Annotated in this window: 10 protein-coding genes; 5 read left to right on the top strand and 5 right to left on the bottom strand. The window is 68.5% G+C overall.

From position 1 onward, the window contains the following. Positions 1 to 40: 40 nt before the first annotated feature. Positions 41 to 718 (bottom strand): PAS domain-containing protein, encoded by a 678-nt coding sequence (locus tag DKT77_RS08615; RefSeq protein ID WP_109811300.1) that lies wholly within the window; start codon positions 716 to 718, stop codon positions 41 to 43. Between the two features lie 329 nt (positions 719 to 1,047). On the opposite strand from DKT77_RS08615, the gene gmk reads away from it, so the two are divergent. Genes gmk through DKT77_RS08595 form a run of 4 tightly spaced genes read left to right on the top strand, consistent with a single transcriptional unit; the run spans position 1,048 to position 4,459 of the window. Beyond that, a complete protein-coding gene (gene gmk / locus DKT77_RS08610) occupies positions 1,048 to 1,689 on the top strand; it encodes a guanylate kinase (protein ID WP_109811299.1) in 642 nt (213 codons plus the stop codon). Next, the gene (locus DKT77_RS08605) at positions 1,686 to 2,225 is read left to right on the top strand and encodes a gamma carbonic anhydrase family protein (RefSeq protein WP_109811298.1); all 540 of its coding nucleotides are present in this window, start codon (positions 1,686 to 1,688) and stop codon (positions 2,223 to 2,225) included. Before gmk ends, DKT77_RS08605 begins: the two co-directional genes overlap by 4 nt. Continuing rightward, complete coding sequence (locus DKT77_RS08600) at positions 2,222 to 3,397, top strand: trans-sulfuration enzyme family protein (protein ID WP_109811297.1); 1,176 nt, start codon at positions 2,222 to 2,224, stop codon at positions 3,395 to 3,397. The genes DKT77_RS08605 and DKT77_RS08600 overlap by 4 nt, the downstream gene beginning before the upstream one ends. A gap of 3 nt (positions 3,398 to 3,400) precedes the next feature. Next, positions 3,401 to 4,459: an ATP-binding protein gene (locus tag DKT77_RS08595; RefSeq protein ID WP_109811296.1), complete on the top strand. Its 1,059-nt coding sequence runs from the start codon at positions 3,401 to 3,403 to the stop codon at positions 4,457 to 4,459. On the opposite strand, the gene DKT77_RS08590 is transcribed toward DKT77_RS08595, so the two are convergent. Together DKT77_RS08590 and DKT77_RS08585 are read right to left on the bottom strand one after the other, a co-directional pair. Continuing rightward, complete coding sequence (locus DKT77_RS08590; protein WP_109811295.1) at positions 4,453 to 8,523, bottom strand: translocation/assembly module TamB domain-containing protein; 4,071 nt, start codon at positions 8,521 to 8,523, stop codon at positions 4,453 to 4,455. The genes DKT77_RS08595 and DKT77_RS08590 overlap by 7 nt on opposite strands. Further along, the gene (locus tag DKT77_RS08585) at positions 8,523 to 10,325 is read right to left on the bottom strand and encodes an autotransporter assembly complex protein TamA (RefSeq protein WP_238547771.1); all 1,803 of its coding nucleotides are present in this window, start codon (positions 10,323 to 10,325) and stop codon (positions 8,523 to 8,525) included. The genes DKT77_RS08590 and DKT77_RS08585 overlap by 1 nt, the downstream gene beginning before the upstream one ends. Positions 10,326 to 10,557: 232 nt before the next feature. Between DKT77_RS08585 and DKT77_RS08580 the strand changes: the two genes are divergently transcribed. Next, positions 10,558 to 11,448, top strand: a complete 891-nt coding sequence (locus DKT77_RS08580; RefSeq protein ID WP_109811293.1) for an NAD(P)-dependent oxidoreductase — start codon at positions 10,558 to 10,560, stop codon at positions 11,446 to 11,448. On the opposite strand, the gene bchO is transcribed toward DKT77_RS08580, so the two are convergent. Then, entirely contained in the window at positions 11,445 to 12,323 is an 879-nt protein-coding gene (gene bchO / locus DKT77_RS08575) for an alpha/beta fold hydrolase BchO (protein ID WP_109811292.1), read from the bottom strand. The genes DKT77_RS08580 and bchO overlap by 4 nt on opposite strands. 2 nt (positions 12,324 to 12,325) lie before the next feature. Next, positions 12,326 to 14,020, bottom strand: a complete 1,695-nt coding sequence (locus tag DKT77_RS08570; RefSeq protein WP_109811396.1) for a magnesium chelatase subunit D — start codon at positions 14,018 to 14,020, stop codon at positions 12,326 to 12,328. Positions 14,021 to 14,026: the final 6 nt, after the last annotated feature.

The following is a 14,026-nucleotide window of genomic DNA, read 5'->3' as shown; positions in this document are numbered from 1 at the left end:
ACCGGCCCGGCGATGACGTGTGCGCCGGGCCTCTGGGCCGTCAAGACTTGTGGCGGTCGATATCGTGCACGAGGCGCAGATGCGGCGCACGACGGGGCGCGCCCTGAATGGATGCGCCGCCGTCGAAGGCGCCCGCCTCCTCGTTCAGCGTGTTGGGCGTCGCAGCAGGCCGGGGCGGAGCATAGCTCGTCGCGGGGCGCGAGAAGCGGTTCAGTCCGGTGAGCGGCGTCATGTCCTTGCCCGCGATGGTAAACCGCTGCGGTGCCCGCCCCGAGATCCGGCCATCGGTCACAAGGCAACCCAACGCGCGGCTGATATCGCCGAGATCGCTGCGCAGTGGCAGCAGGATCATCTCGCCGGTCACGACGCCGCGCCCGATACCGGTTTCGCCGGTCAGCCGAAGCCGCGCCTTGGACGGCTCTTCGAACACATGTTCGAGAATGTCGGTCAGGGTGCTGCGTGCCTCGTTTGTGAACAGCGATGTCACGGGCATTCCGCGCACTTCCATGCCCATCAGGTCGTTGAGGTGCATTCCAGCCAGACGGAACCGGGCGACGCGCGGCGCGATTCGTTCAAGGATGAAGGCGTTCTCAAGCGCCTGGTCAATGCCGCGTGGGTCCACTTCTGACCGCAGCGGCACGTTCCTGTCACCGCGCAGGGCTTCCCAATAAGCTTCGATCTGTGCAACGGCCGGATGCTTCATTTCAAATGCACGCATACAAAACCCTATTACGTTCGCCGACTCGCACCCCGTTTCTCCGGTTTGCATAGCATGTTTCCTCGTACTCTCCGACCCTGGGGAAACCTGCCCCGGCCCGGTTACTGCATCTCCTCGCCGCACTGATCCGTCTTGTTGACGTGATACTGCCGCTTGACCGTTCTTTTGTCACAAAATTCCGTCAAAGTGTCACCATTTATATACCGATGGTTAACTCCAGAGACTTTCGGATATGTGCTCCGCCACAGGCCTCGGCACGCACCGGGTTGACCCTGTCGCCGCAAAACGGGCAACTGCACGCGGAAACGCATCACAGGACAGGATCCGAAATGGCCGATCGCCGCGGCTTGCTGATCATATTATCGTCCCCGTCGGGGGCCGGAAAATCGACATTGGCCAAACGGTTGCGGGCTTGGGACCCGGATATCCGCTTTTCGGTTTCAGCCACGACGCGCGCTCCGCGTCCGGGCGAGACGGACGGCGTGGAATACTTCTTCCACTCGCGCGCCGAATTCGATGGGATGATCGCAGACGGCGCGTTGCTGGAACATGCCGAGGTGTTCGGTAACCTCTATGGTTCTCCGAAGGGACCGGTGCTGGCCGCGCTCGATGCCGGGCAGGATGTGCTGTTCGATATCGACTGGCAGGGCGGGCAGCAGATTCGCAACTCGTTGCGGGCCGAGGACGTTGTCTCGATCTTCGTGCTGCCGCCCTCGATCGCCGAGTTGGAAAAGCGCCTGACCGGGCGCGGGCAGGACAGCCCCGAGATCATTGCCGGGCGGATGACCCGTTCACGCGACGAGATCAGCCACTGGGCCGAATACGACTACGTGCTGGTGAACCATGACATCGACACGGCCGAGGCCGAGCTGCGTGCCATCGTCACCGCCGAGCGGCTGAAACGCTCGCGCCAACCCGGCCTGATGGATCGGGTGCGCGCGCTGAACACGGAATTCGAGGAGCGTACATGACACTTTATGCACTGGACGGGCAGGTGCCCGAACTACCCGAAGACGGGGATGTCTGGGTCGCGCCGGATGCGAATCTGATCGGCCGCGTGGTGCTGCGCAGTGGGGCATCGGTGTGGTTCGCCAGCACCCTGCGCGGCGACAACGAACCCATCGTCGTGGGTGAGGGAACCAACATTCAGGAGAACTGCGTGCTTCACACCGACATGGGGTTCCCGCTTACCATCGGCGCGAACTGCACCATCGGCCACAAGGCGATGCTGCATGGCTGCACCATCGGCGCAGGATCGTTGATCGGCATGGGGGCGACGGTGCTGAACGGCGCGGTGATCGGGCAGGGGTGCCTGATCGGCGCGGGCGCGCTGGTGACCGAGGGCAAGGAAATTCCAGACGGCGCTCTGGTGATGGGCGCGCCTGGCAAGGTGGTGCGCCAACTCGATGCCGCTGCGCAGGCCGCGCTTCTGGACTCGGCCGACCGCTACCGCAAGAACATGCGCCGCTTCCGTGACGGGCTTGTCGCGCTGGAGTCCCGGACATGACCGACACCCGCAAGACGCTCGTGCGGCGCACGCCGTGGCCGGGCAGCGTCACCGGCCCGATCGGCACACCGCTGCAGCCGTCTGTAGCCTACACCGCGCAGGACCCCGATGCGCTGGATGCGCTTTATACCGGCCAGACCCAAGGCTTCAGCTATGCCCGCGAGGGTCACCCGAACGCGTCGGTGCTGGCCTCCAAGATCGATGCGATGGAAGGCGTCGAGGGCGGCATCGTCGTCGGGTCCGGTATGGCGGCGGTCACGGCGGTGATGTTCGGGTTGCTGAAGTCGGGCGACCGGGTTCTGGGCGGCACGCAGCTTTATGGCCGGTCGCTGCGCCTGATGCGCGAGGAACTGCCGCGCATGGGAATCGAGACCGCCTTCAGTGATCCGACCGATGGCGCGGCGTTCGCGGCGGCGATCACGCCGGGCACGCGGATCGTGCTGGTGGAAGTCGTGTCGAACCCGACCCTGCGCGTCGCCGACATGCACGCCATCGCGTCGGCGGCGAAGTCGGCGGGCGCGCTGCTGGTCGTTGACAACACCTTCACCACGCCGGGCGCGATCCGCGGCATCGACGTGGGCGCTGACGTGGTGCTCCATTCGGTCACCAAGCTGCTGGCCGGACACTCGGACGTGACGCTGGGCTATGTCCACGCCGCGGACCCCGCGCACCGAAAGGCGATCTACGACACCGCCACGACCTTCGGTCTGACACCCAGCCCCTTCGACTGCTGGCTCGCCGAACGCGGCCTTTTCACCTTTGATCTGCGCTTCGAGCGGGCCAGCGCCAACGCTGCCGCACTGGCCGACGCGCTGGCGCAGGCCGCGCCGGTAAGCCGCGTGCTTTACCCGGGCCGGGCCGATCACCCGGATCACGCGCGCGCCGCCGCACTGCTGGACGGTCGCTTCGGCAACATGGTCACCTTCGAGATCGCGGGCGGGCGCGAGGCGGCCAATCGGCTGGTGCGCGCCGCTGCCGATCTGCCCTTCGCGCCGACGCTGGGAGACGTGGCCACGACGCTGTCACACCCCGCCTCCAGTTCCCACCGGGCGCTGAGCGTGGCGGAGCGCGCGGCGATCGGCATCGGCGAGGGGACGTTCCGGGTATCTGTGGGGATCGAACCACCGGAGTTCCTGCTGGCCGCGTTCCGGGATGCGCTGGGGGCGGTCTGACCGATGGACGGCGATCTTCTTCGATCGGTCCTGTCGGGGGTGCCGCTGCCCATCGTGCTGGTGGACCGCAACGAACGGATCAGGCGGCTGAACCCGCCTGCCATTGCGCTCTTCGGGCAGAACATGGAGGGGCGGCATTTCCTGACTGTGCTCCGCCAACCCGCGATCATCGACTGCCTGACAGACACGCTGCGGCGCGGGGTGGTGCACGAGACGCGATTCAACCAGAAGGACCACACGCAGGAAACCGTCTACCGTGTGGTCTGCACGCCGGTCGGCGAGGGGGCAGATGCCGGTGTGATGGCCAGTTTCGAGGACGTGACCTCGGTCGAGACGGCGGGCCAGATGCGGCGCGACTTCGTGGCCAATGTCAGCCACGAGTTGCGCACCCCGCTGACTGCGCTGATCGGGTTCATCGAAACGCTGCGCGGCCCGGCCCGCAACGACGCCGCGGCGCGTGACCGGTTCCTCGGCACCATGGAACGCGAGGCGCAGCGCATGAACCGGCTGGTCAACGATCTTCTGTCGCTTTCGCAGGTCGAGACCGAAGAACGTATCCGCCCGACCGACCTGCAAGACGTGCCCGCGCTTGTCGAAAGTGTGTGCCACAGCCTGCGCCCGCTGGCCGAGGATGGCGACATCGCGCTGGAGATCCTGCCGCCCGACGCGCTGCCCATGGTGCTGGGGGATGCCGACCAGTTGCGGCAGGTTTTCACCAACCTGATCGAGAACGCGATGAAATACGGCCGTGACGGCGGGCGCGTCGTCGTCCGCTTCGACACGATCGCGCGCGATCCGATCCTGGCCGGTCCCGCTATCGCGATCTGCGTACAGGATTACGGGCCGGGAATCGATTCCATCCATATCCACCGGCTTACCGAACGGTTCTACCGCGCGGACGACCACCGTTCGCAACAGCTGGGCGGAACCGGCCTCGGGCTGGCGATCGTGAAGCATATCCTCAATCGGCATCGCGGGCGGCTGAAGATCGAAAGTCGGCTTGGCGAAGGCAGCCGCTTTTCGGTCCTGCTGCCGCAGCCGCCGCGGGGCGCCGGTCAGTAGTCGCGCTCAAACACCAGCCCGACGCCGGTCTCGCCGTCATTGGTGAAGCTGCCCCGCGCCGACAGGCCCTGCCGGATCTCGTAGTTCAACTGCACCTCGGACGTGCCGTCCGACCCGACGGTCACGTCGGTATAGACCCTCTCGCTGATATAGCGCCCGGCGGTGACGGCGGTGTTGCCCTCGTCGTCGGTGGCCACGCTCAGGTCGTCCACGCCCAACGTCTCGCGCGCGAAGCCGAACACGCCGCCGCCGCCGCCCTGAAGCCGGTTGATGGCAGAGGCAAGTTGCGCCAGTTCGATCGGGGTCAGATCGCGCACCGGCTTGCCGAAGAACATCTGCGCAAGCACTTCGTCCTCGGGCAGTTCCGGCTGCGAGGCGAACCGGAATTCGGGCGCGGAGACGGGCCCTTCGATCACGATCTGCGACCGCACGTCGCCGCTGTCGGAACTCGCCACCATGCGGATGTCGGGGTCGAGATCGCCCTGAAGCGAAATCTCGGCTTCGTCGAATTCCAGCCGCTGTGACAGAAGGTCAAGCCGCCCGCGGATCAGTTGCAGTCCGCCCTGCGGTGCGGGCGCGGCAGTGGTTCCGCCGATACCGATGCGACCGCCCAGTTCCACGTCAAGCCCGCGTCCGCGCACGAAAATCTCCCGTGGGGCCGAAATCACGATGTCCAGTCCGAACACCGGTCCGCCGCCGCCACCGCCGCCGCCAGCGGGCTCGTCGGAAATCAGCCCGGCGCGGCGACGCGTGGCGCGGCTTGCTGCGGGTTCGTTCACATGCACCATGTCAGGGATCGCGCCGCCGCCGCCGAACGCGTCGGGGATCTTGATCTCGCTGCGGCCGATGTCGATCCGCCCCGCGATATTGGCCCCGCCGGTCAGCGGACCGTTCACGCCGATCTGCCCGTTCAGGCCGATCTCGTAGAGCGCGGGGTCGATCAGGACGAGGTTCTCAAGCCGCGCGGTGATGTCGGCAGGAATGGCGCCGGTCAGGCCCACAGGGCCCGAAACCGAGATGCGCCCGCCGCTCGACAGCGCAGCGCCAAGGTCGATCTGTGCGCGAGCGTCCGCAAGTGCGACCCGCAGCCCTATATCTTCAAGGGCAAGGCGCAGCGACGGCGCCGCAAGGCGTGCGCCATCGACCGTCACCGAACCGCTTACCGCATCCAGCCCCGGCGTCCCGTCCACTGCAATATCGAAACGGGCGGTGCCGTCGATGGTGCGCGGCAGCAGGAAGCGGTTGGCAAGGCCAAGCGGCAGCGCGCCGCGCACGTCCAGACCCATCGTGCCATCTGGGCGCAACACATCTCCAGCGAACCGCGCTTCGGACCCGCCGGGCCCGGTCAGATCGCCGTTCAGCGACCAAGTGTCGTTGCGGTTGCGGGCGGTCGTCGTGACGGTCAGCGGGCCGTTGAAGCCCGGTGCGAACAGGCCGACATCGCGCAGCGCCGCATCGAGATTGACCGTGGTCACCTCATCGACGATGCCGCCGGTTGCCGTCGCGGTCAACTCGCGGGTGCGGATCTCGGCCTGCCTGATGTCGAGTCCGGCCTCGTCCCGCGTGGCGCGCGCCACGATGGTCGAGGTCCCGCCGATCAGCTGGTCCGCCTCGGCGATGCCGGTGGCCAGGTCCTGGCCTTCGGCGCGCATGTCCACGTCAAAGAATCCAGTGCCCACAGCATAGGACAGTGTGCCGCGCGCGGTTGCCGTTCCGTCCAGTTGCAGGCCCGTCAGCGGCGCGAAGCGCGACAGCGGGCCGGTCTGCGCGTTCACCCGCGCATCGAGCGCCATGTCGTCGGTCGCCAGTTCGCTCACGGCCAGATCACCCGACAGCGCCAGCGCGCCCGAGGTCAGGTCGAGCCCGTCCACCGTCAGGCTGCGTTCGGCAGCATCCCAGGCGATGTCGGTGTCGAAGCTCGCGCCCGGGGCGATGGCATCGCTCAGGTTCGGGTCGGTCGCACTCAGGCCGCTCAGGGCGGCGGTGACGCGGGCGGTCGCGCCCTCCACGTCGCTGCCGGACCGGCGCAGCTCGCCAAGGGCGATCACCTCGGCCTCATCCATCGCCAACTCGCCCTCGCGCCGGAAATCCTGCGCCAGAACGTCAAGCTGGAAAGCGTCGCCGGTTTCGGGATCGTAGGTCAGGTTCAATTGCGCCGATTGCAGCGTCATGCGCGGGCCGGGGGCGGGCAGCACCACGGCCGGCCCATCGGGCGCACCGACGCGCCCTTGCAGTCTGACCGCACGGGGCCAGCCCTGCGCGTCGATCCCGCCATTGCCAGTCAGGTCTACTCGGCCGCCGTTCAGGCGCAGACGGTCCACGCTGATCCCGTCCGCGGTGCGCGCCGCGTCCAGACCAAGCTCCACCCTGCCCGACAGCAGGGCATCCGCGCCGGCATCGCCGATCACCAGATCGCGGCTGACCCCGTCCAGCGTCACGTCGAAAGCGCCGGTGACGGTGTCGTAATCCGCGTCGACGGCCGCGTCGATCGCGCCGCCAAGGTCCTGCCCGCTGATCGCCGAAAAGCGCGACAGATCGCCCGCCTGTGCCTCGACCTGCGCGCTGAGCGCGATCGCCTGGGTGTCTAGCCCTGTGACGGTTGCATCGCCCCGCAGGTCCAGATCGCCCGAAGCGACCCGGAAGCCGGTAACGCTGAGCGGCCCGGCCTTCTGCCAGTCCACCCGGCCCGACAGGTCCAGGTTGTCGCCCGCCGCCTCCCAGAGCGCGGGATCGGTGATCGAGAAGCCGCCCAGTTGCGCACGGATATCGGCCAACGCGGCGGTGATGTCGGTCGGCGCGGCCTTTGTCAGTTGACCCTCGGTGGCGAAGGACAGCGTGTCCAGAAGCAGGCCGTCGGCGCGCATCACACCGGTGCCGTCCATTCTCACCGCGAAGGTGTCGCCTGCCGCCTCGTCGTAGGTGATGTCCAGATCCGCCTCGTGCACAAGCACCGGCGGGCCGGGCATCGGCAGCACGACCGGCAGACCCAGATCAGTACCCAGATGCGCCTGCAGATCCAGTTCCTGTGGCAGGTAGGCGGGGGACAGGTTCGCGCTGCCGGTCAGCTGTAACCCGCGCGTGACCAGTTCAAGCTGTTCCACGTCCAGCCCGATCGCGTCGCCCTGCCGAGCGCGCAGGGTCAGTGCGATGCGGCGGCCGAAGAAGTCGCGATAGTCGGGCAGGAACAGGTCGGCTACGTCGCCCGCCACGTCGGCGGTGATCTCGCGTTCGGGCGTGTCGGCACCGGGCAGGTCGCGCAGCCCGATGGTGCCGGAGAGCCGGTCGATGTCGCTGGTGCGCAGGCCGAGCGTCGCGGTGAAGTCGGACAGCGGGTCCTCGCCCTTCAGCGTCAGTTCGAGCGAGGGGCTGCCGGGGATGCCCGCCAGCGTCGTGATCAGCCCTTCGGGTGCTTCCGATAGGTCGAGGTCGATCAGTAGGACGCCGTTGGCGTTCGTGTAGCCGGCCGCGACGCGATAGGCGGCCTCCTGTCCGTCGATGCGCACCAGCGACAGGTTGGCGGACCCTTCGCCGCCTTCAAGCTGCGCCGCGCCGGACAGCGACAGAGCGGCCGCTTCGCCCAGCACCGGCGCGCCGAGCCGGATCGCGCCCATCGAAAGCTGCGCGACATTCACTGCAACCGGCAGGTCTGGCAGAGAGAAAGGCTCTGGCACCGCATCCGGGTCGGCCGCCAATTTCGGCGGCGCCTCGGGGCCGGGAAGAGGTTTGCGCAGAACGTCGATCACGCCGACGGTCAGCGCGTCGACCTCCAGCCGCCCGCGCAGCAGCGCAAGTCGCCGCCAGTCCAGTGTGACATCCTGAACGCGCAGCCACGTGCCGTCGTCATCGGCGATCTCGATCCGCTCTATGCTGGCCTCGGAACTCAGCACCCCGCTCAACCCGACCACGCGCACCTCGCGGCCCTCGCCGCCAAGCGCGTTCTGGATCAGGTTCTCGAGAAAGCCCGCGTCCTCGGCGCCGTCCTGCTGTGCCAGCGCCAGCGGCACCGGCGCAACCGTGCAACCGAGCGCCAGAACGGCCGCGATGATCTTGGTCCTTGCCCGCATCAGAATGCCTGCCCTACACCGATATAAAGTTCCACGCTCGAGAAACGGTCGCCGAAGTCGCTGACCGGCGTGCCGAGATCGACCCGGATCGGACCGATTGCCGTGCCGATGCGCGCGCCGATGCCGGCACCGGCATGGAAGCCCGCGTTCTCGTCGATGAAGCTGTCCTCGCCGATATACCCGACATCGACGAAGGCGACTGCCCCGATGGTGCCGCGGATCAGTTGCCGCACTTCGCCCGAAACGCCAAGGAAGCTGCGCCCGCCGGACGTCTCGCCATTGGGCTGGTCCACGCCGAGCGACTGGTATTTCTGGCCGCGTACGGTGCCGCCCCCGCCCGAGAAGAACAGGAAGTCGGGCGGCGTGGCGTCAAGATCCGACCCGACGACGCTGCCAAGTTGCACCCGGCCGGCCAGAACTGTCGTGTTGTTGGCGCCGAACCCGAGGTAGCCACGCAGGTCCAATTCGCCCACCGCGCCGCTTTGCGAGCCGTCGATGCCGACATACGGCGTCGCGCGCACTCCGAGGAAGAAGCCCGAGGCGGCGTCGCCCGGATCGTCCCGGCGGTCCCATTCCAGCCGCGAAGGCAGAACCGCGTGTTTGAAGGTCCGGTCGCCGAACGCGTCGCTCACCTCGGAATAGCGCAGGCCACCCGAAACTTCGCCGAACAGCCGACTGCTGAAATAGCGTGTCACACCAATGCCGAAGACGAAGCTGTCTTCCTTGTAGTCCGGGTCGTCGGTGCTTTCGAAGGTGGCGAAGGTGAACGCGTCGTTGTCGGCGCCGAAGGTGCCGGGGCGGGTCAGGCGCATCGAAGCGGTGTAGTCTTCTCCGCCGCGATCCTGCAGGCCGGCCTGTTCCCCGCCAAGGTTCTGAACCTGGGCCTCGATGCGCAGCCGTTCGGCCCCGCCAAAGAGGTTGCGGTGCAGCCAGAAGCCGCCCAGCGTCAGCCCCTCGACGCTGCTGAATTCGACATTGAAGCCGAAGCGGCGCGGCTTTTGTTCAATCAGCGTCATGCGGTAGTCTAGCGTGCCGTCGGGGTTGGGTGTGTCCGTCTCGGCCACCGACACGGTGGCGAACACACCGGTGCGGCGCACCCGGTTGACGGCGTCGCGCAGCTCCTCGGGCGAATAGACCTCGCCGGTGGGAAAGCCCATGATCTGCCGCACGCGCTTGTCGCTGACATCGCGATCGCCGTCGATCGTGAGCGTTCCGAAACGCAATTTCGGTCCCGGCGCGAGCGAGATCGTAACGTCAAGCAGCGCCTCGTCGTGCCGTGCCACGATCCGCTGATCGGCGACATCGGCCTTCGCGTGGCCCTCGTCGCGCCATTCGCCCACGGCGGTGTTGGCCGCAGTTGCGATCAGCCCGGACCGCGCCTGACGGCCGGGTTCGAACCCTTTTACAAGCCGCGTTCCCTGGCGGGAGTCCGGTCGCGGCGACACGTCCAGCGCGCCGAAGCCGAACCGTGGGCCGGGGGTGACATTGATCGTGATGACGCCAATTTGCGTAGGCGGGTTGAACGGGTCGATTTCGGCCGCCTCGCTCCCGTCGATCAGGATGGACACAGCGGGTCCGTAGAAGCCCTCGCCATACAGCCCACCGATGATGCGAGCGTAGTCGGTGACCGCGACGCCGAAAAGGTCGGCGTCGCTTTCCAGCGGCTCGTCGAGCGATCTGAAGGCAAGCGACGCGGCCTCGACCGCCGAGGTGACCGCCGCGCGGTTATCGTCGTCGATGCCGATCACGTTCACTTCGACCGAGTCAAGCGCCAGTGCTGGGCTGGCCGCAACCCAAGCCACTGTCAAAAAAGAAAAACCTGCGCGCACACTTGCCTCCGACCCGTCTGGGGTTTCTTGCCGACCTGCCGCAGGTTTCCCATCATTCAAGGGGCTTGTCACGCATCCGGGCCAAAAAACCGCCAAATCGCACCGGGCTGTGTGCCATTGACCGCGCTCGGCTGGCTTGCGACATGTGCGCCACGAACGGGGCCGCGGGATACGGGACGGCCCCGTCACAAGGGAGTAAGGAACAATGGCAAAACTCGCGTTTCTCGGCCTCGGTGTCATGGGCTACCCGATGGCTGGTCACCTCGCCGCAGGGGGCCACGAGGTGACGGTCTACAACCGCACCACCGCAAAGGCGGAGGCCTGGGCCGCAGAGCATGGCGGCAGTTTCGGGGGAACGCCGCGCGAGGCCGCACAGGGTGCCGAGATCGTGTTCACCTGCGTCGGCAACGACGACGATCTGCGATCCGTCGTGCTTGGCGAGGACGGCGCGCTGGCGGGCATGGCCAAAGGCGCGTTGCTGGTCGATCACACCACCGCGTCGGCCATCGTTGCGCGCGAACTCGCCGAGGCAGCGGCCGCGCAGGGATCGGGTTTCGTCGATGCGCCCGTCTCGGGCGGGCAGGCGGGCGCCGAGAACGGCCAACTGGCGATCATGTGCGGCGGCAGCGATGCCGATTTCGCCCGCGCTCAAGCCGTGATGCAGGTCTATGCCAAGGCGTGCGAGCGGTTCGGCGATGTGGGCGCGGGGCAGGTCACGAAGATGGTCAACCAGGTCTGCATCGCGGGCATCGTCCAAGGCATTTCCGAAGGGCTGATGCTGGCGGCCGAAGCCGGGCTGGACGCCAAGCAGGTAGCAAAGCTGGTCAGTCAGGGCGCTGGCGGTTCATGGCAATTGTCGAACCGGGCGGACACGATGATGGACGGGCATTTCAACCACGGCTTCGCGGTAAACTGGATGCGCAAGGACCTTGGCATCGCGCTTGAACAGGCCAAGGAGGTGGGCGTGTCGCTGCCCGTCGCCGCGCTGGTGGACCAGTTCTATGCCGATGTGCAGCAACTCGGCGGCGGGCGCTGGGACACGTCCAGTCTGATCCAGCGGCTGCGTGTGCTGAAGGGCCAGAAGATCGACGGCTAGGCCCTCGAAGGGGCATCCAGCGCGTCGCGGATCACTCCGGCCAGCCGGGCGGGGTCTTCCTCGTGGGCGAGGTGCCCCAGACCGGCGAGGTGCACGACATGGGCCCGCGGCATATGTGCCGCGGCCCGCACCGAGGTCGCGGGCGGGACCGCCCGGTCGCCATCCGCTGCCACCAGCGTCACCTCGGCCGTCAGGCGGGGCAGGTCCTTCAACAGTGCGTCGAGATGCCATTGCGCCATCATCCGCAAAGTCGCATCGACATGGTCGCGATCCCCGATCAGGCGGGTGTAAAGCGCTAAGCCCTCGTCGCTCAGACTTGATCCAGTGCCCTCGATCAATTGGCGCACGCGGGCAGGGTTGCCCGAGGTCAGCGAGAACAGCTTCGGGACCAGCGGATTCAGCACCAGCAGCTTGGCAAGCACCGGAAACAGCCAGCCCGCCACCCCGTCGAAGGGCGCCAGCGCCGCATTCAGCCCGATCACGCGCGGGGCTGCGCCATCCGGCGCGGTGACCATCTGCGACAGCCGCAGCGCTATGGCCCCGCCCGCGGAATGGCCGATTATGGCGGCGGGCTGCCATCCCCGGTCGGCGCACAACGCGGCGATATCCTCGGCCATGTGGCGCAGGCTGCACCGCGCCTTCGTCCCCATCCGGCTGAAGCCCTGTCCGGGCAGATCAATGGCCACGACGCGGTGGGTGTCGGCCAGCAGCGGGATCAGGTCGCGGAAACTGTGGGTCGATCCGCCCGCGCCGTGAAGCAGCACAAGCAGTGGACCTTCGCCGGTCTGCTGCACGTGCCAGTCATGCGGACGCACGCGCATCGTGCGGGACAGCGCGTGCAGTGGCCAGGTCGGCAGATCGCGCTCACGGTCCATCGCTAGTCCTCCAGCGCGGCGCCGATGGCGGCGCTCATGCGGCGGGCATCCGCACGCGGCAGCGGCATGTAGGGCGCTCCCATTTTCGCCGCCAGGTCGCGCAGCGCCGGCTGGGGGCGCGCCCCGGTATCGAGCACCAGCGCCGGGATCCCGGCGGCACGCAGAGCGCGGGCCATCTGCGCCGCGTCCACGCCAGCCTGCGTCCGCCCCGCGCTGCCGTCGAGCGCGATGTTCGCGCGCCCGTCCGTCAGCAGTGCGAGTGTCGGCGTGAGCCCGCGCGCGCGGGCCTGAAGCGCGGCCTCCAGCCCGGCGCGCAGCCCCGCCGCCAGCGGCGTGCCGCCGCCTCCGGGCAGGCCCGCCAGCCGCCGCTTCGTCTGCACCAGCGACCGGGTGGGGGGCAGCAGGGCCTCGGCCCCCGCGCCGCGAAATGCAATAAGCGAGACATGGTCGCGCCGTGCATAGGCTTCGGCCAGAAGCAACTCGACTGCGCCCTTCGCCTCGGCCAGCCGGGCCATCGCCGCCGACCCCGACGCATCGACCGTGAATATCAGCAACCGGTCCGACCGTTCCTCGAAGCGCTTGAGCCGGATATCCACCGGATGGATGTGCAGGCCGGTCTTGCCGGGCCGTTCGCGGCGCCGGATCGGCTGCCAGGGCGCGGCGGCGCGCAACGTTGCCACGAGGTCGATGCGCGCGGTGCCGTCCAGCTTGCCGGGCCGCGAGGGCAGGGGCCGCCCGCGCCGATTGCCTTGCCGCCGCGCGCCCGCACCGCTGCCCGCCGCCCCGCGCGCGGCACGGGCCGGGGCCGCCGCCAGCCGGTGCAACAGGTCGGGCGGCAGCAGCGCCGCGATGGCATCGACCAGCAGTTCCTCGGGGATGTCCTGAAGCGGGTCGCGGTCCTCGCCCTCGGCTTTGTCGTCCGGCATGTCGTCCGGGCGGTCGGGGTCGTCCTGTGGCGGCTCTGGCTCCGGCGCGTCCTCCTGCGGCAGCCGCGTCGCGCGCGGCGGGTAGACCAGCCCTGCGGCGGCGGCCAGGTCCTCGGGTCCCACCGCGTCACGCCCGGCCAGTGCCGCATGGGCCCGCGCCGCCCGCAGCGCCAGCAGCGGCGCGCGCAAACTGTCGATCCCGAAGCGCGCTGCCAGCGCGACCAGCGCCCCCGCGGCATCCTCCGGGACGGTCACGCCCGCCAGCCTTTCCCGCGCGGCGTCAAGCGCGGCGGCGGCCATGGGCGGCACGCGGCGCACCGCCAGGTAGCCGATCCCGGACAGGTCGGCGGAAAACGCCAGCCGTTCGGTCAGGGTGCGCGGCGCGCCCTCGTCGTCTTCCGCCCCTTCGTCGAGCAGCACCAGCGCGTGGCCCGTTCCGGCATCGAGCGCCTGTCCCAGCCGGGCGGCCAGTTGCGGCGCGCAGCGTTCGGCCATCGCCAGCACGATCGCAGCGGGCGCGGCCAGCAGCCCGGGCCGCCGGACCACGCGCCCGGCCGCCAGCGTCGCAGCCAGGTCCAGCCCGCCGAACAGCGCATCGTCCCCGATGGCGGGGTGCACCCGGCGGCGCGGCAGCGGCACATCGGCAAGCCGTGCCAGCGCCGCGTCGCGCACCGGCCCGCTGCGCGCGCGCAGGTGCAGACCGCGCAGCCCACCCGGATCGACGGCCAGAAGGGTCATCGCAAGGCAGGCCCGCGCCCAGCCGTCCCCCATCGCGTC

Origin of the sequence: Meridianimarinicoccus roseus (genome assembly GCF_003172915.1) — a bacterium.
GTDB classification, from domain to species: domain Bacteria; phylum Pseudomonadota; class Alphaproteobacteria; order Rhodobacterales; family Rhodobacteraceae; genus Meridianimarinicoccus; species Meridianimarinicoccus roseus.
The sequence above is the reverse complement of the archived record's forward strand: the minus strand, read 5'-3'. Positions and strand labels throughout refer to the sequence as shown.